Source organism: Lentibacillus sp. Marseille-P4043 (genome assembly GCF_900258515.1).
GTDB lineage: Bacteria > Bacillota > Bacilli > Bacillales > Amphibacillaceae > Lentibacillus_C.
On record NZ_LT984884.1, the window covers coordinates 2,310,523 to 2,328,537 of the forward strand.

At 38.2% G+C, this 18,015-nt stretch carries 18 protein-coding genes; 14 read left to right on the forward strand and 4 right to left on the reverse strand.

Annotated elements, in window-relative coordinates:
* Positions 1-4: 4 nt before the first annotated feature.
* The 5 genes from pilM (at position 5) to C8270_RS11265 (ending at position 3,672) form a co-directional block, all read left to right on the forward strand.
* On the forward strand, positions 5-910 hold the full coding sequence (gene pilM, locus C8270_RS11245) for a type IV pilus biogenesis protein PilM (protein WP_106496919.1): 906 nt from the start codon (positions 5-7) through the stop codon (positions 908-910).
* A 15-nt stretch (positions 911-925) separates the two neighbouring features.
* Positions 926-1,465, forward strand: a complete 540-nt coding sequence (locus tag C8270_RS11250) for a hypothetical protein (RefSeq protein WP_106496920.1) — start codon at positions 926-928, stop codon at positions 1,463-1,465.
* Positions 1,458-1,994, forward strand: a complete 537-nt coding sequence (locus C8270_RS11255; protein ID WP_106496921.1) for a hypothetical protein — start codon at positions 1,458-1,460, stop codon at positions 1,992-1,994. The genes C8270_RS11250 and C8270_RS11255 overlap by 8 nt, the downstream gene beginning before the upstream one ends.
* Positions 1,995-2,065: 71 nt before the next feature.
* A complete protein-coding gene (locus C8270_RS11260) occupies positions 2,066-2,293 on the forward strand; it encodes a hypothetical protein (protein ID WP_106496922.1) in 228 nt (75 codons plus the stop codon).
* 71 nt (positions 2,294-2,364) lie between these two features.
* Positions 2,365-3,672 carry a DRTGG domain-containing protein gene (locus C8270_RS11265; protein ID WP_106496923.1) on the forward strand — a complete coding sequence of 436 codons (1,308 nt, stop codon included), beginning with the start codon at positions 2,365-2,367 and terminating at the stop codon, positions 3,670-3,672.
* Positions 3,673-3,746: 74 nt separating this feature from the next.
* Here C8270_RS11265 and C8270_RS11270 read toward each other — a convergent pair whose 3' ends face one another.
* On the reverse strand, positions 3,747-4,046 hold the full coding sequence (locus C8270_RS11270; protein WP_106496924.1) for a YtpI family protein: 300 nt from the start codon (positions 4,044-4,046) through the stop codon (positions 3,747-3,749).
* Between the two features lie 116 nt (positions 4,047-4,162).
* On the opposite strand from C8270_RS11270, the gene C8270_RS11275 reads away from it, so the two are divergent.
* On the forward strand, positions 4,163-5,107 hold the full coding sequence (locus tag C8270_RS11275) for a DHH family phosphoesterase (protein ID WP_106496925.1): 945 nt from the start codon (positions 4,163-4,165) through the stop codon (positions 5,105-5,107).
* Positions 5,108-5,209: 102 nt separating this feature from the next.
* Here the strand turns inward: C8270_RS11275 and C8270_RS11280 are convergent, their stop codons facing one another.
* From C8270_RS11280 to C8270_RS11290, 3 genes are all read right to left on the reverse strand, one after another.
* A complete protein-coding gene (locus tag C8270_RS11280) occupies positions 5,210-5,398 on the reverse strand; it encodes a hypothetical protein (RefSeq protein ID WP_234028548.1) in 189 nt (62 codons plus the stop codon).
* 265 nt (positions 5,399-5,663) lie between these two features.
* Entirely contained in the window at positions 5,664-6,173 is a 510-nt protein-coding gene (gene ytrI, locus C8270_RS11285) for a sporulation membrane protein YtrI (protein ID WP_106496927.1), read from the reverse strand.
* A complete protein-coding gene (locus tag C8270_RS11290; RefSeq protein ID WP_106496928.1) occupies positions 6,173-6,505 on the reverse strand; it encodes a YtrH family sporulation protein in 333 nt (110 codons plus the stop codon). Before C8270_RS11290 ends, ytrI begins: the two co-directional genes overlap by 1 nt.
* Before the next feature lie 137 nt (positions 6,506-6,642).
* On the opposite strand from C8270_RS11290, the gene dnaE reads away from it, so the two are divergent.
* From dnaE to C8270_RS11330, 8 genes are all read left to right on the forward strand, one after another.
* Positions 6,643-10,002, forward strand: a complete 3,360-nt coding sequence (gene dnaE, locus C8270_RS11295; protein ID WP_106496929.1) for a DNA polymerase III subunit alpha — start codon at positions 6,643-6,645, stop codon at positions 10,000-10,002.
* Positions 10,003-10,155: 153 nt separating this feature from the next.
* Positions 10,156-11,361 (forward strand): NAD(P)-dependent malic enzyme, encoded by a 1,206-nt coding sequence (locus C8270_RS11300; protein ID WP_199794722.1) that lies wholly within the window; start codon positions 10,156-10,158, stop codon positions 11,359-11,361.
* 34 nt (positions 11,362-11,395) lie between these two features.
* On the forward strand, positions 11,396-12,016 hold the full coding sequence (locus C8270_RS11305) for a FadR/GntR family transcriptional regulator (protein WP_325034800.1): 621 nt from the start codon (positions 11,396-11,398) through the stop codon (positions 12,014-12,016).
* A 130-nt stretch (positions 12,017-12,146) separates the two neighbouring features.
* Entirely contained in the window at positions 12,147-13,007 is an 861-nt protein-coding gene (gene accD / locus C8270_RS11310) for an acetyl-CoA carboxylase, carboxyltransferase subunit beta (RefSeq protein WP_106496932.1), read from the forward strand.
* Positions 13,004-13,963 (forward strand): acetyl-CoA carboxylase carboxyl transferase subunit alpha, encoded by a 960-nt coding sequence (gene accA, locus C8270_RS11315; protein WP_106496933.1) that lies wholly within the window; start codon positions 13,004-13,006, stop codon positions 13,961-13,963. Before accD ends, accA begins: the two co-directional genes overlap by 4 nt.
* Before the next feature lie 169 nt (positions 13,964-14,132).
* Positions 14,133-15,092 carry a 6-phosphofructokinase gene (gene pfkA, locus C8270_RS11320; RefSeq protein ID WP_106496934.1) on the forward strand — a complete coding sequence of 320 codons (960 nt, stop codon included), beginning with the start codon at positions 14,133-14,135 and terminating at the stop codon, positions 15,090-15,092.
* A gap of 31 nt (positions 15,093-15,123) precedes the next feature.
* Complete coding sequence (pyk, locus tag C8270_RS11325; RefSeq protein ID WP_106496935.1) at positions 15,124-16,884, forward strand: pyruvate kinase; 1,761 nt, start codon at positions 15,124-15,126, stop codon at positions 16,882-16,884.
* A gap of 740 nt (positions 16,885-17,624) precedes the next feature.
* Positions 17,625-18,014: an FxsA family protein gene (locus C8270_RS11330; RefSeq protein ID WP_106496936.1), complete on the forward strand. Its 390-nt coding sequence runs from the start codon at positions 17,625-17,627 to the stop codon at positions 18,012-18,014.
* Position 18,015: the final 1 nt, after the last annotated feature.

Consider the following 18,015-nt stretch of genomic DNA (forward strand, 5'->3'; position numbering starts at 1 on the left):
CAACATGGGTTTGATGAATAATGGCAGAGTAAATATGGTTATCACAAATCATTCGTTACGTTATACATTTCATAAAAATGCTTCCAGCAGTGGTTTAGTTACATATGGGGAAGTAGAATTGCCAAACGGTACAATAAAAGACGGAACAATTGCTAACAAATCTGCTTTCTTAGAAGCGGTAAATCTTCTTGTACATCAGCAAAAATGGAAGCGAAAAAAGCTGTATTTTTCGCTTCCAGACGATACTGTAGTTGTTCGGAAATTACAGATTCCTGCAGCATTATCCAAAGAAGAAGCAATGGGATATGTAAATACACAAATTGGTAATAGCTTGTATTTACCATTTGCAAATCCTGCTTTAGCAATTGAATTTTTGGACAATGATAGGGAAAATAGAGAGATTTTATTATTTGCGTATCCCAAAGAGAAAATAACGGCCTTTGTAGCTATTTTTGAAGAAGTTGGACTGAAACCAGTAGTTGCGGATCTTACATCGCTAGCGGTTTACCGATATTATTATTTGCATCAGCCGGATGAAAAGGAGCACATCCTACTTATCCACTGGGATCGCGATGCACTTGTATTAACGGTTTTCCAGCAACATAAAGCCATTTTTACAAGGCATATGAAAATAGAAATGGTTGAAACGCCAAGTGAAGATAAAGCGATGGATACTATTAATGAATATATAACTGAAATCAATCGTATTATTGATTTTTACCAATATTCGATTACGAAAGGGGAGGAACGGATTAATAAGTTGCTTTTATCTGGGGACTTCCCGTTTTTATCTGCTGTTCAAACGGCACTAATGAATACAGTAACTATACCAATCCATTACTTTCAAAATGAAGAATTGCCGAAAAAATATATCGATGTTCTTGGTCTAGCACTAAAACAAGATGTGTGAAAAAGGGGAGCAATGATGAATACGGAGATTAACTTTTTAACCAAACAGCCAAAGAAATATGTTGCTCCACTTGTATTAGTGATCGTGTTTGTAGTTTTAATGGTATGTATTGCTGCGGTGTTGTTATTTCAAAAGGATCAATATGCTGAGAAAATCGACAACCAACAAACAAAACGTGATCAGTTTGCAACCGCATTAAAGAAACATCATGAACAAGTAGCTGACGAACAACAGCTGCAGGAAATGGAGCAAAATAGTTCGACTATACAATCTGAATCGACACCAAATGTTGCGTTATATAGTCATATTCTTGGACTTTTACCAAGTTCAAACCAGTTTATTCATTATGAAAATAAGGCTAACCAACTTGTTATCGAAGCAAAGTTTGCGACACTTGATGATACGGCGGCATATGTTTCGACACTTTTGAAACAGACGTTTATCCAAGATACGCAATTGACAAATGTCCAAAAGGTTGAATCTGCCTATCAAGCAACGCTAACTACAACATTCGATAAGGAACTTTTAATAGAGGAGCTTGATAGCGATGAGTAAACAGTGGTCAAAGCTTCATACGATTATTCTAATTGGACTTGTGTGTGCAGCCCTTATCATATATGGAATTACGTATTTAAATATTATTAGGCCAATGAAAGCTGATTTAGAGGCAGCAAAAAAAGAAGTGGCGATGTTTGAAAAGCAATATGAGAAAATAGCTGACCAACCGACAGGTGATACTGTTGAAGGTAATCAAACAACAGAAGAACTAAAAATACCCTTTCAAAAAGAACCGGATAACCTGCTGAAAAACGTACAAATAATGGCAGATGAAGCAAATGTCACCATTCAGTTGCTCCAGACGGTAGATACCTCGAATGAAGAGGGAAACCAATTACCGAGTGGTGTGGGAAGTACCACGTTTTCTTTAGAGGCAGAAAGTAATCAGCTAGATCAGATGAATGCATTTTTAACTGCTATAAAAGGTAGTAAACGATTGATTACAATTAATACCTTGAATTTAGATAAAAACGCGAATGGGGTTTATCTGATTGTTACGCTCACAACGTACTATGTAGAAGAATAGACGCTTATCCCGATAACGATACGCATGAAATAATTTCACCGATCATAAATTAAATTATGGAGGTGCTAATGATGCGTCATTATGCTTTTTTACGTTTGCTATTAGCGTGTTTCTTTCTTTATTTTGCTTGGCCGCTCATACCACAAGCGACCACACAATTAGAGGGTGTTTTTTGGGGAGCTTGGCTTATTCTGTTTCTGCTTGTAATTGGTGCGAATCTTTCTACACTATTACGCATGACCAAACCGCCAGTTATGGAACAGGAACGTGAACGACTTAGACAAACCCATAATCATTGAGGTTACATCGAATCAACTGTATAATAAAGTTAATTATAAAGACTAGTACAGTTGAAAGTCGGTGAGCAAAGATGGCAACAAAGCACGAACAGATATTACAACATATTTTATCACTAGGTATCGGGAATAAGATTTCGGTACGGCAGATTGCGAAAGATTTAAATGTAAGTGAGGGTACAGCTTACCGCGCCATTAAAGAAGCCGAAAATCAAGGGTTGGTCAGTACGATTGAACGTGTTGGCACAATTAGGATTGAGCGTAAGAAAAAGGAAAACTTTGAACGATTAACATTTGCCGAGGTTATTAACATCGTGGATGGACAAGTTTTGGGTGGTCGCGGAGGATTACACAAGACCTTAAATAAATTTGTTATAGGTGCGATGCAACTTGAGGCGATGATGCGTTATACAGAAGCAAATTCACTTTTAATTGTTGGAAATCGGGTTAAAGCACATGAATTAGCTTTAAATGAAGGTGCATCCGTGTTAATAACAGGCGGATTTGATACGGCCGATCATATTAAACACTTGGCAGATGAAAAGCAAATTCCAATCATGTCGACAAGTTATGATACGTTTACAGTTGCCGCAATGATTAACAGGGCCATATATGATCAGCTGATTAAAAAAGAAATTATTTTTGTTGATGATATTTCGACACCGTATGATGAAGCTTTTTATCTGAATGAAAAAGATCCGCTAGAAAAATGGTATCAATTGAATGAGAAATCCACTCATACAAGATTCCCGGTAGTTGATGAAAAAAAACGTGTGGTTGGGATGGTAACTTCGAGGGATATCATAGGTAAGGATCAGAAAATGGCAATGGAAAAAGTGATGACAAAGAACCCTTTAGTCGTTCAAGCTAAAACGTCATTAGCTTATGTAGCGCATATGATGGTCTGGGAAGGGATTGAGGTTGTTCCTATTGTTGATCAAGCGTATGAATTACAAGGACTTGTTTCTCGTCAAGATGTGTTAAAGGCACTGCAACAAATCCAACGCCAGCCACAAGTGGGGGAAACAATTGATGATATTGTTTCGTCAAATATTTATGCACTTGAAGAAGATCAGACTGTTTTCCAAACGGAAGTAACACCGCAAATGACCAATCAGCTGGGAACATTATCAAATGGAGTATTTACATCACTAGTGACTGAAGCAAGCAGCCGGTTGCTATTACAGGCTAAAAAAGGTGACCTCGTTGTAGAAAATATAACAGTATACTTTATTAAACCGGTCCAGATTGATAGTAAATTAATCATTAAACCGAAACTATTAGATATCGGAAGAATTTACGCTAAAATCGATGTAGAAGTCTTTCAAGAACGGAAATTAGTTGGAAAAGGGTTGTTAATGGCACAATTAATTGATCGATAAAAACGTAGATGTTCTAAGTGTCGGAGGCGGATATGTCAAAACAAATGAAAAGCTGACTATCCTAAGGTAGTCAGCTATTTCTCTGCCGGATTTAAACGTCTCCACTCTTTTCGGTAGTGCTTTGTTTCCTTAAAGCCCAGGTTAAACTGCATACCGCCGAGAATCACAAAGACAATTCCAATAAATAATGATAGTTTTGTTTGATAATATAAATATTGGTTAATGCCAAAAAACAATACAAAAACACCAAGACATATTCGTGATTTAGCGTTAAAATAGCTTTGTGTTAATTTGTCTTTGCTTCTCAATATAGATACTTTATAGTAAATATATAGAACAAGTGCCAGAACAATTATAATCGGGAATATTACCATAAACACTCTCTCCTGTAACAGATTCATGTGAAAATAAAATGATTCACTACCTATTGTAGCTTGTTTTAACCAATTAATCTAGAAGAAACCACTATTTGATAGTTAGGAGAAATAAAATGAACTTCGATAAAATTATCCAAGCAATTCATAAATTTGAAACAATTATTATCCATCGTCATGTTCGTCCAGATCCGGATGCATATGGCTCACAGGTGGGTTTAAGTGAACTAATTAAACAGACATTTCCAATGAAAAAAGTGTATGTGGTTGGCGAAGAGGATCCTTCCTTACATTTTCTAGCACGCATGGATACAATCGATGACAGCGTATATAATGGAGCTCTCGTAATTGTATGTGATACGGCTAATGCAGCCCGTATCGATGATGACCGTTATGACATGGGGGATATGCTGATTAAAATTGATCACCATCCCAATGTTGATATGTATGGGGACATGATGTGGGTGGATACACAAGCAAGCTCAACGAGTGAAATAATTTATGATTTATATTTATATGCAAAAGAAAAAGGGTTTCACATGAACGACGAGGCGGCAAGGCTAATTTATGGTGGGATCGTTGGAGATACAGGCAGATTTTTATTTCCGAGTACAACGAAAAAAACCTTTCAATATGCGGCAGAACTTGTGACATATAATTTTGATCGTACGAGTCTATACGATGGTATCTATCAGATCAACGATAATATCGCTAGGTTAAGAGGCTATATTTTACAAAACTTTACCCTTACTGAATCAGGGATGAGTACAATTAAACTAACAAAAGGTTTATTGAATAAATATAATATCGAACCGATGGAGACAGGGCAGTTAGTCGGGGTGTTAGGTGATGTTGACGGAATTAAAGCTTGGGTCATTTTTATTGAAGAAGATGATCAAATTCGTGTAAGACTGAGATCTAAAGGCCCTGTAATTAACACAATAGCAGCAAAATACGATGGTGGCGGACATCCAATGGCAGCGGGAGCATCTGTATTAACCTGGGAAGATACTGAACAGGTTGTGCGAGACCTTGATGAGGTGTGTAAGTCATACAAGTAACGTGAAAACAGTTCAAGCAGATTTTGTGGCTTGTCACTATAGGATAAAAAAACGGAAGTGCTGATATATGTAAAAATCAGCACTTTTCTGCTATGTGTATACTTAACTGCTAATTTGTTCGTGAAGTGGAATGAACCAGCATCCAGTGTTTGTTTGATCACAATGTACGTGTAAATCAAGTTTCATAATATCGCGTTTTATTAACCGGATAAGTTCATCTGACTCAGCGTATGCCGTTTGCCCAGATTTTAATTGTTTGATCTTTTCATCTCTAATTTGCCTTTGTGGCATGATTAACATATAAACCGCTCCCTTCCAGAATGTTCGATGTATAAGTCATGACGAAATGAAACGACACAACCCGTGAATGTGGGATAAAAATAGTGTATGAAAGTTGATCTTATAGTGTGTTTAAAAAGTCCCAAATTAGAAGCAAGCCAACGAAGTGTTTTACCGTTATCATTTGGTGCCTTTTTGAACAATCTCTTATTATAGATTAAGTTTAACGAAAATAATTTAATTCCACCACAGATTTTTAGAAAATTTCATAAAATGTTCATGTTTGGCTGGAAATTTTACCCTCTACTTCAATTTTAACCGTTTGCGCAAATGCTAACTTTTTTACTTCAAAAAAATACGTAAAATCGTCAATTGGAAATTCTTTATTCTCAATGGTAGCGGTTAAAAGTTTGTCACTTTCTGCGATAATACTGACATCCTGGCCAATTATATCTTCAATTTCTTCCTTGATCATTTCTTCTAATTGATGGGTTACCAATCGATCTAAATCTAGTTCTTTTGGATTCGTAACGGTTATTTCAATTGAATCTATCGTTAATTTTTCTTTGGATTTCTCATTTAAATCCTGTTTATCTTTCTTTAGTGCTTCGTTATAATTTTTTAATTCGGTTACTTCCGACTGTAGATCAAGGTTTTTTTCAAGCAACCGTTCATACATAGAATTGTACATATATGCAAACATACAATAAGCAACAACCGCCCCTATCATCGCACCAACGAAAAAACGCTGCCAGCTTGCTCTTTTATGGTATGGTGGGATATGCATTAGGTAACATCCTCCTGAATAAGCCAGCCAATTAGGATAATTGCTGATTTTACGCCGCCCATTGCCGATAAAATTAATAATATTTGCTTGAAAACATCGATTGGTTGTCCATCTAAGAGTCCTTTTTCGAAATTAGCAATTGCATCGAATGTTCCTCCGATTGCTGCAACGATGGCCCAGATACGTAACCCCTTAGCAATTCTGCTCATAGCTGGTAACGGGGCATCACCTGTTGCAAAAGAACCAATGCTTCCAATAATTGATCCACCAATAATGACACCAAAGGCAATAAAAAAACAATGTATGAATGATGCAACAAACCGTTCTTCCATCCTAACGCTCTCCCCTTAGGCATACTTCCTTCATTGTATGCGCTACAAGGACAAGATATGTTTCTAGTATGATAGTTCGTACATGCATCCCATTCTTATGTTAGCTATAATAAGAAGTAGAAAAGGCGGGATATTATATGTCATCATTTACCCATTTGCAGGTGAGAAGTGGATACAGCTTAATGAATAGCACCATAACCATTGACAAATTAGTGGAAAAAGCTAAAGATTTGGGTTTTCAAGCACTTGCTTTGACGGATGAGCAAGTTTTGTACGGGGCTATCTCATTTTATCAAGCATGCAAAGAACAGGGAATAAAACCGATTATCGGTATGATTGTAAATGTGAAAACTGCAGACGGGGCAATAGACACTTGTATCCTATTGGCAAAAAATAACCAAGGATATCAGAAGCTTGTATCGTTATCCACTTATCTTCAAACGAATCACTATGATGCCATTGAGAAAGAAAACTTGATTAACTTTACAACAGGAGTTATCGGTATTTTACCAACATCACAAAATTCGATATCGTCAATATTACAACAGGAAACACTGGAAAAAACGAAAGAATACATTGACACATGGAGCGCTTCCTTTGATAGTGATGATTTTTACTTGGGTGTTGAGAAACATGGGCTAGTAAGTGAAAAAGTGGACTTCACTTCACTTAAGAAACTTCATGCTACCTATCAAATTCCCGTTGTAGCCATTAACGATGTTCGTTATCTGAATGAGACTGATGATATTGCTTATGACTGCTTACAAGCAATGAAGAATGGGAAAGAATGGCCATTAAGGATGACCAATCCTGCCATGAAGCAGCATCATTTACGATCCGAATCAGAAATGACGGCATTGTTTCAAGCGTGGCCGGAAGTAGTATATATGACGGAACAAATTTGTGGAAAGTGTACGGTAACATTTGATTTAGGAGCGCGTATGCTTCCTTCGTTTCCGATTCCTGAACAGTTGGATGCCCATACCTATTTAGCAAAGGTATGTTGGAATAAGGTGGAACAGAGATATGATACGGTAACAAGTGAAATTTACGACCGTTTGCAATATGAATTGGCTGTTATAAAATCCATGCAGTTTAGCGATTATTTTCTTATTGTCTGGGACTTTGTTGCTTATGCAAAAGCGAACCATATTATGGTCGGGCCTGGGCGAGGATCTGCAGCGGGCTCGCTCGTTGCCTATGTTCTAGGAATAACGGATGTGGATCCAATTAAATATAATTTATTATTTGAGCGATTCCTGAACCCAGAACGAATTACAATGCCGGATATTGATATTGATTTCTCCGATCATCGACGGGATGAGGTAATTGAATATGTGCGAAATAAATATGGAGCTGATCATGTAGCGCAAATTATTACGTTCGGCACATTTGCAGCCCGTTCCGTAGTAAGGGAATTGATTAAAACAATTGGAATCGATAAACAGGATGCACAATTCATTTTACGGGAAATTCCTGTCCAGGCAAAAAAAACACTTGTAGAATATGTACATGAATCAGAAGACTTAAAGCAATATATTAAACAATCAGAGAAATTAAAGGCGTTATTTAAGATAGCAACTATATTAGAAGGTCTACCACGGCATATTTCCACACATGCAGCTGGTGTCGTAATTAGTGAGAAACCGTTTGAGGAACATGTGCCACTAACAGTCGGAGCGAATGATATCTATTTAACACAGTTTTCAATGAATCATTTGGAAACAATTGGCTTATTAAAAATGGACTTCTTAGGGTTGCGCAACTTAACCCTATTGGAACGAATAGTTCAAACCATTTATTATAGAACAAAGAAAGTAGTTGATTTAAATCAGCTCCCAGAAAATGATGCAAAGACTTTTTCTCTATTACAAAAAGGAAAAACAAATGGGATATTTCAATTAGAATCACAAGGCATGAAACAGGTTCTGACAAGATTAAGACCAACAGCATTCGAGGATATTGTTGCTGTTAATGCACTGTATCGCCCAGGGCCAATGGAATATATTTCAACTTATATTGCCCGTAAGCATAAACAGGAGAAAATTATTTATCCGCATCCAGACTTAGCATCAATCTTGGAAAAAACATATGGCGTTCTAGTTTACCAAGAACAAATTATGCAAATCGCACACAAAATTGCTGGGTTTTCATTGGGAGAGGCTGATATTTTACGACGTGCTGTCAGTAAAAAGCAGCAGGGAGTAATGGATGAACAGAAGGCAACGTTTATTAAGGGATGCCTGGCGAATGGTTATAATCAGACGGTTGCCGAAGAGATTTTTGCGTGGATTGTCAAATTTTCCAATTATGGATTCAACCGGAGTCATGCCGTTGCCTATAGTATGATTACGTACCAGCTGGCATATTTAAAAGCACATTATCCAGCTAGCTTTTTTACACAAATTTTGAATGCCGTAGTTAATCAACAGGAAAAAGTACACATTTATATGAAGGAAGCTAAAGTATTTGATTTATCTGTATTACCACCGTCAATTAACAAAAGCTTTGGAATGTTTTCCGTTGATGGTAAAAACATTCGCATGGGACTATTATCGATAAAAGGTATCGGAAATCAGGTTGTTAATGAAATAGCTCATGCTCGAAAACAAGGACCATTTAAAAATCTATTTGACTTTTGTATGCGTGTCTCTTTAAGTATTGTAAACCGCCAAGTATTGGAAGTGTTGATTCTATCAGGAGCCTTTGACGAGATATATAAGAATAGAGCAAGCATGCTGGCATCAATCGACCAAGCGATGGAGCAAGGCGATCTGTTTCGGGAGTTTAATGATGAAGCATCATTATTCCAAGATAAGCTCGAGCTTGAAGCAACTTATATTAAAATGGAAGACCTTGATATAATGGAGAAATTAGCTAATGAAAAAGAATTATTAGGTGTTTATGTTTCCAGTCACCCCTTAGCAACCTATCGCAAAGCACTTGTTTACTACGGTTATGTTCCAATGAGTAGGGCACAACAGTTGATTGGCAAGCGAAAGATCAAGAGTGCGGTCATTGTTCAATCTAGTAAGACAATCCGTACAAAACGTGGCGATCCGATGGCATTTTTAACAATTAGTGATGAAACAGGGGATATGGAAGCAGTAGTATTCCCTGATGTCTTTCGATCAATTAGAGCGTTGCTTGAGCAGGAAAAACTTATTTTTATAACGGGGAAAATAGAATCAAGAAATAATCGAGTGCAATGGATTGTTCAGGAAGCATACCCATTCGAAGAGGTGAAAATAACAGAAGAACAGCATGAACGACTATTCATTAAACTCAGTGAACAAAATAGTGAAGAAGCATTACGTAATGTAAAAGAAACTGCTAATTTATTCCCAGGAAGTACGCCGATAATTATTTATACACTGGAAACGAAAAAAACGTATCAATTAGCAAGTATGTACGACATTAATCCGGTTAATGAATGTATTTATAAATTACGAGACTATTTTGGTCAAGAAAATGTAGCGCTGGATAAACAAAAATAAGTTGTTCGTCCATATACAATACTTTACACAGCTATGGCATCTGTTATAATGAAATAATCAAGTGGTCAGACCAATTTGTAAATTCTTTCACAATACTTTAATGCTTAAAGGAGCGGATAATCTGTGGCAAATTTAAGGGAAGAAGCACTACATATGCATAAAAAGAATAAAGGGAAATTATCTACAGAATCCAAGGTTTCGGTACGTAATGCCAGAGATTTAAGCCTTGCGTATTCACCATGGGTTGCAGAACCCTGTAAAGAAATCCATGATCGTAAAGAATCGGTTTATGATTATACGATGAAGGGTAATATGGTTGCGGTTGTCAGTGACGGATCTGCTGTATTAGGTCTGGGTAATATAGGCCCGGAAGCAGCTTTGCCTGTTATGGAAGGGAAAGCTGTACTATTTAAAAACTTTGCTGGTGTTGATTCTTTTCCAATCTGTTTAGACAGCCATGATATTGATGAAATTGTCCAAACAGTAAAATTAATGGAACCTACATTTGGTGGTGTCAACTTAGAAGATATTGCGGCTCCAAATTGTTTTATCATTGAAGAGAAATTGAAAAAGGAAACGAACATACCAATTTTTCATGATGATCAGCATGGAACTGCGATTGTTACAGTCGCCGGATTAATTAACGCATTAAAACTAGTTGGAAAATCATTTTCCGATATTAGAGTTGTTGCGAATGGAGCCGGTGCTGCAGGAATTGCAATTATTAAGCTATTATATAACTTTGGCGTTCGTGAAATGATCATGTGTGACTCAAAGGGTGCTATTTTTGAAGGAAGATCATATGGCATGAATGACGTGAAAGATCGCATTGCTAAAATGACAAATAAAGAAAAAAGAGAAGGAAATTTAGAAGAGGTACTAGAAGGTGCCGACGTATTTATTGGGGTTTCCGTTGGTGGTTTATTGTCTAAAGATATGGTTGGCAAAATGAATGATAACCCAATTATTTTTGCAATGGCAAACCCTGAACCGGAAATAATGCCGGAGGATGCAAAAGAAGCTGGTGCAGGAGTAATCGGTACGGGAAGATCTGACTTTCCGAATCAAGTTAATAATGTATTGGCCTTTCCTGGGATTTTCCGTGGTGCGCTTGATGTACGAGCAACACGGATTAATGAAAAAATGAAGGTAGCTGCAGCAGAAGCAATTGCATCACTTATTACAGAAGAAGAACTAAATGAAGATTATGTTATTCCAGCTCCATTTGATTCTCGGGTAGCACCATTAGTTGCATCAAGTGTCGCAAAAGCCGCAATGGAATCTGGTGTAGCGAGAATTCAAGTTGATCCAGAAGATGTCGCCGACAAGACGAGGCAATTAACGGCGATTGACGATTGATTGAGGGTAAAAGGAGTGAAATAGGCTTGTGCCAATGTCACCAAAGCAAAAAGTTTATCAAGGTGTATTACAAGAGATTCGCAAGTTTATAGATATTAATGATTTGGAGCCTGGTGATAAGCTCCCGTCCGAACGTGAACTAGCCGAAACGCTACAAGCAGGAAGATCGTCTGTTAGAGAGGCATTAAGGGCTATGGAATTAATAGGTTTAATCGAAACAAGACATGGTGAAGGTACCTATCTAAGCACCTATCGCCCTTACCAAACAGTAGAACTTTTATCTTCTTTTATACTACGGGAAAATAAAACAAAAGCGGAATTGAAGCTGGCCAAAAAAATCATTGAAAAGGAAGCGGCAAAACTTGCATATGAGCATGTGACAACAGCTGATATAAATGAGCTAAGGAAAATAGTACAGGATACCAGTATGGATGATAATACGCAACATTTTACATTTTTTACGTATTTATTTGACAAGGTCGAAAATCTTTTGTTAGCCAAAATTTGGTACTTAATGGAGGAATTTTCGTATACGCTTGGAAAGCGTCATTATGATAAAATGTTTTATGTTGAACTTGTTCAAGCTTATGAAGAGCAGCAATATGAAGCAATTGAAGTATTATTTCTACCGTTATCCAATTCCAGTGAACGGTAACATTTCATTGCTAACCTAACGATTTTTTACAATCTTTTTATTTCCGAATCGTTATATCATACGGCTCAGCCTAGTCCATACGTCGCTAACCGGACGTTATCGCTTTTGGTTTGAAAAAGGAGGAATAACCTTGCTTAAAGATTTTTTTGGCAAGAAAAAGAAATATGCATCCATTCCAAGTGAACAAGGAAAGTTGGACGTTCCAGAGGGATTAATGAAAAAATGTGATGGATGTCATAAAATTTATTATCGTAAAGAAATGAGAAAAAATAATTATGTTTGTCCGAATTGCGGGTACCATCATCCATTAAATGCATGGGAAAGAATTGCCAGTTTGTTTGATGAAGGCACATTTCATGAATGGGACAAGCAACTTGTTTCCGGCAATCCACTGGGCTTTCCAGGATACGAAGAAAAACTGGAAAAGGACCGTGTTAAAACAGGATTAAATGAAGGTGTTGTAACAGGCGAGGGTATGATCGAAGGCCAAAGAACTGCTTTTAGTGTGATGGATTCAAGTTTCAGAATGGGCAGTATGGGCTCAGTAATGGGGGAAAAAATTGCCCGGGCCATTGAAAATGCGAAAAACGATGGATTACCATTCGTCATTTTTACTGCTTCTGGTGGTGCTAGAATGCAAGAAGGTGCATTAAGCCTCATGCAAATGGCCAAAACATCTGTTGCGATTGAACGGTTTAGTGATGCGGGTGGTTTGATGATCTCTGTTATGACCCATCCAACAACTGGTGGTGTATCAGCGAGTTTTGCTTCACTAGGTGATTATAATCTTGCTGAGCCGGGCGCTTTGATCGGGTTTGCTGGTAGACGTATCATCGAACAGACCATCCGTGAGAAATTACCGAATGATTTCCAAACTGCCGAATTCTTATTCAAACATGGACAACTAGATCAGGTTGTTCATCGGAATGATCTCAAGCAAATGCTATCAACAATGCTTGCGATGCATCAGAAAGGTGGGGAGCACGCGTGAAACAAGTGCTGGAATTTGAAAAACCGATCGTAAACCTAAAGGAAAAAATAGCAGAATTGAAAAATTTCACGAAAGATAGTGAGATAGATTTGTCTGAAGAAATCAGTACTTTAGAGAAACGATTAGAAACGTTGGAAAACGACATATATTCGAATTTAAAACCATGGGATCGTGTTCAAATGGCTCGACACCAAGCGCGCCCCACAACACTAGACTATATTGATAAATTGTTTACAAATTTCATTGAATTTCACGGTGACCGTTTGTATGGGGATGATGAGGCTATCGTGGCTGGAATTGCCTACCATGAGGGGAAACCAGTTACAGTAATTGGTCATCAGCGGGGGAAAGATACAAAGGAAAACATTCGCAGAAATTTTGGAATGCCTCATCCGGAGGGTTATCGTAAGGCTCTACGTCACATGAAACAGGCTGAAAAGTTTAATCGACCTATTATCTGTTTTATTGATACAAAAGGTGCTTACCCAGGAAAAGCGGCTGAAGAACGCGGACAAAGTGAAGCAATCGCTAGAAATTTAATGGAAATGGCCGGTTTAACTGTACCGATTGTCTGTATTGTTATTGGTGAAGGTGGAAGTGGCGGTGCATTGGGTTTAGGTGTCGGTGATCAGATACATATGTTGGAGAACTCTACTTACTCTGTTATTTCTCCTGAAGGTGCAGCAGCATTATTGTGGAAGGACTCAAATCTTGCACAAAAGGCTGCAGAAACAATGAAAATCACATCGTATAATTTGAAAGAACTAGGTGTTGTCGATAATATTATTCCAGAACCTAAAGGCGGTGCCCATCGTGATGTGGAGCAACAAGCACAAAATATTGATCAGGTTCTTAAAACATCATTAGCGACTTTAACTGCATTATCAACTGATGAATTACTGGAAAAAAGATGGGAAAAATATAAGCAAATTGGTGATTATAAAGAGACAGAATAGGAAGATATGTTCTTCCAAGTTAATTATGAGATTGACACTTGTCAATCTCTTACTTGTTTTTTAAAGATCGTTATAATAGTGGAAAATAATTGCTTTCTTCATGTGTTACGATTATCTTTATATAGTAAGATAGCTAGTGTAATTATATTGTACGTTTTGAGGTGAGAGAATGAAGAAGATTGGTGTTTTAACAAGTGGTGGTGATGCACCAGGTATGAATGCTGCAATTCGTGCAGTCGTCAGAAAGGCAATCTACCACGGTGTTGATGTTTACGGAATTAAAAATGGTTATCAGGGTTTGATTGATGGACATATAGAAAAAATGGAAATAGGTTCGGTTGGCGATATTATTCAGCGGGGTGGCACCATATTACGTTCAGCTAGATGTGAGGAATTTAAAACCGATGAAGGACAAGAAAAAGGTATCGTTCAATTAAAAAAACATGGAATTGATGGATTAATCGTTATTGGAGGAGATGGCAGTTTTCATGGTGCTCAAAAGTTAACAGAAAAGGGTTACCCATGCATTGGTATACCCGGTACCATTGATAACGATATTTCTGGTACGGACTTTACCATTGGCTTTGATACTGCACTAAATACCGTTATTGAGGCAATTGATAAAATACGGGATACCGCAACATCGCATGAACGCACTTATGTTATCGAGGTAATGGGAAGAGATGCCGGAGATCTTGCTTTATGGGCAGGGTTAGCTGATGGAGCGGAAAGTATCCTAATACCAGAGAAATCAGATGAATTTCAAGAGGTTATCGATCGACTCAAGCGCGGTCATGAACGTGGAAAAAAACATAGTATTATCGTATTAGCGGAAGGAGTCGGCAGTGGTTTTTCCTATGGAGAACGAATCCAGGAAGCGACTCAGCTTGAAACAAGGGTAACCGTCCTAGGCCACATTCAACGTGGCGGGTCACCAACTGCGTCAGACCGTGTGCTGGCAAGTCGTTTGGGAGCTCGGGCGGTCGATATATTATTAGCTGGCAAGGCCGGACGGATGGTTGGAATAGAGAATAATCAACTAGTCGATCACGATATTCAGGAAGTATTGTCAAGTGCGCATCATATTAATTTTGATATGTATCAATTATCAAAGGAATTATCGATTTAATTTTTAACGAATGAATAATGGAGGAAGTAAAATGAGAAAAACAAAAATCGTATGTACGATTGGACCTGCATCAGAATCAGTAGAAACACTGGAGAAATTGATCGAATCAGGAATGAATGTTGCACGGTTGAATTTTTCCCATGGCGATTTTGCTGAACATGGAAATCGGATTAAAAACATTAGAGAAGCTGCGGAGAAAACAGGACAAACTGTTGCGATCCTTTTAGATACAAAAGGTCCGGAAATTAGAACGGGAAATTTCGTGAACGGTGAAGCCGAAATAGTCCAAGGAAATAGTGTATATGTTTCGATGGAAGAAGTTGAAGGTACGGCTGATCGCTTTTCAATTACGTATCCGGGTTTAATTAACGATGTCCATAAAGGATCAACGATTCTATTAGATGATGGACTAATTGAATTAGAAGTGATGGAAATCGATACGACCAAAAATGAACTTAAAACAAAAGCACTTAATTCTGGAACTATAAAAAACAAAAAAGGTGTCAATGTACCTAATGTTCAGGTCAAATTACCTGGGATTACAGAAAAGGATGCAAAAGATATTGAATTTGGTATCCAAGAGGGTATCGATTTCATTGCTGCTTCATTTGTTCGCCGTCCCTCTGATGTATTTGAAATAAAAGAATTACTGGAAAAACACAATGCAACACACATTCAAATTATCCCTAAAATTGAGAACCAAGAAGGCGTCGATAATATTGATGATATCTTGGAAGTTAGTGATGGGATTATGGTTGCCCGTGGTGATTTAGGTGTGGAAATTCCTGCTGAAGATGTACCACTCGTACAAAAAGAATTGATTCATAAATGTAACACTGCTGGTAAAGTTGTTATCACGGCGACACAAATGCTTGATTCGATGCAGCGTAATCCGCGTCCTACACGTGCCGAGGCGTCAGATGTTGCCAATGCAATCTTTGATGGAACGGATGCGATTATGCTTTCTGGAGAAACAGCAGCAGGTCATTATCCGGTAGAATCCGTAGCAACCATGAACAATATTGCCCGAAAGGCTGAAACAGCATTAGATCATAAGGTGATTTTAGCCAATCGATCTAAATCAGTTGATATGACGATAACAGATGCGATCAGTCAATCGGTAACACATACGGCAATGAACTTATCGGTTAGTGCAATCATTACACCGACAGAAAGTGGTCATACAGCACGGATGATCTCTAAATACCGACCAAAAGCGCCGATCGTTGCAGTCACATTTTCCGAGCACGTTAACAGGCAATTAGCATTAGTTTGGGGCGTGCATGCTATTATGGGTGGTAAGGCAAACTCCACTGATGAAATGCTTGATGTTGCAATTGATCGTGGGCTACAAACGAAATTATTTGAGCGTGGTAGTAGAGTAATTATTACAGCAGGTGTACCTGTAGGCGAATCTGGTACAACAAACTTAATGAAAATCCATGTGATTGGTGATGTAGCTGCCAAGGGACAAGGAATTGGCCGACGAAGTGCATATGGAAAAGTCACGGTCGCAAAAAATGCAAATGAAGCTTTAGCGAACGTTGATGAAGGTAATATTATTGTCACATATGGAACGGATCGAGACATGATGCCAGCGATAGAGAAAGCTGGTGGAATCATCACACAAGAAGGTGGATTAACTTCTCATGCTGCAGTGGTCGGATTAAGCCTGGGCATCCCTGTAATTGTTGGTGTGGAAAATGTCTTTGATTTACTAAAAGATGGAGAAGATATTACAATGGACTCTGCAAAAGGTGACATTTATAAAGGACATGCGAGTGTATTATAAACGAAGATCTTTTTCATTATAGTATGAAGTATAATAAAAAAATGAAGGGAATTATCCCTTCATTTTTTTCACTAGAGAATATAGTACTATCAACTTATAGGTTTAGCAGCCAACTTTTTTAAGGTTTTTTTCGTAACGTTTGTTGCTTATTAATTTCGTAGTGATAGAAAATGCGACACAGCTAGGAAATTGCTCTCCCGCCGTTCCGGAAATACACTTCGCTTTCCGCGGGCGGCTGGAGAGCCTCCTCGTGCTAACGCACTGCGGGGTCTCACCTAGGCCTTTCCTCCCGCTGGAGTCTACGTGTATTTCCTCCACTGGTGTCGTGATTTAATAAACTCATTACATTCAGCTATTGCTTAAGTGAATTTCTGTTCAAGGGAGGAAAAGTCCGTGTAACGTTAGAATCCATGGCTTTTCCCCTGTCGATATCAGAGCACCACACTACCAGCGGAGGCAGAATACGTAGACTCCTGCGGGAACAGCACGAGTCTGAAGACCCCGCAGGAAGTGGTTTTCTTCCGAGGAGGCTGAAGCCGTGCCCGCGGAAAGCGAAGTATTCTGCCGGAGCGGAATTCAGGCATTCCATCATCAATGTTACAAAAGGGAATTTTCACTGTGTCGCATTCTATATCGCATTTTATATCTAATGTGTAACAAACAACAAATGATTTCGATGGGGCAATCGCAGTCCCAATCTTTTAGAAATAGCCTCTTTTAAAAATGAAAGGATGAGCAATATGCGCTGGTTATTACTTGCACTATTAATTATCCCTGCACTCGAAATTGGTGTGTTCGTTTGGGCAGGTGGCATTATTGGACCGTGGTGGGTTGTCTTTCTAATTCTTTTAACAGGTATTGTTGGTGTGACTATCGCTAAACAACAAGGAACAGAGACATGGATGCGTGCTAGACAGCTAATGACCCAAGGGCATGCACCAACCGCAGAAATTATTGACGGTATATGTATTTTTGTTGGTGCTGTGTTTTTGTTTTCACCTGGATTTATAACAGATACAATCGGCTTTCTGCTCGTATTGCCCTGGACAAGAATCCCTTTCAGAAGTTGGTTGCAACGGTTCATAAAGAACAAAATGAACAAAGGAACGATTATTTACCGTAAATGGTAAT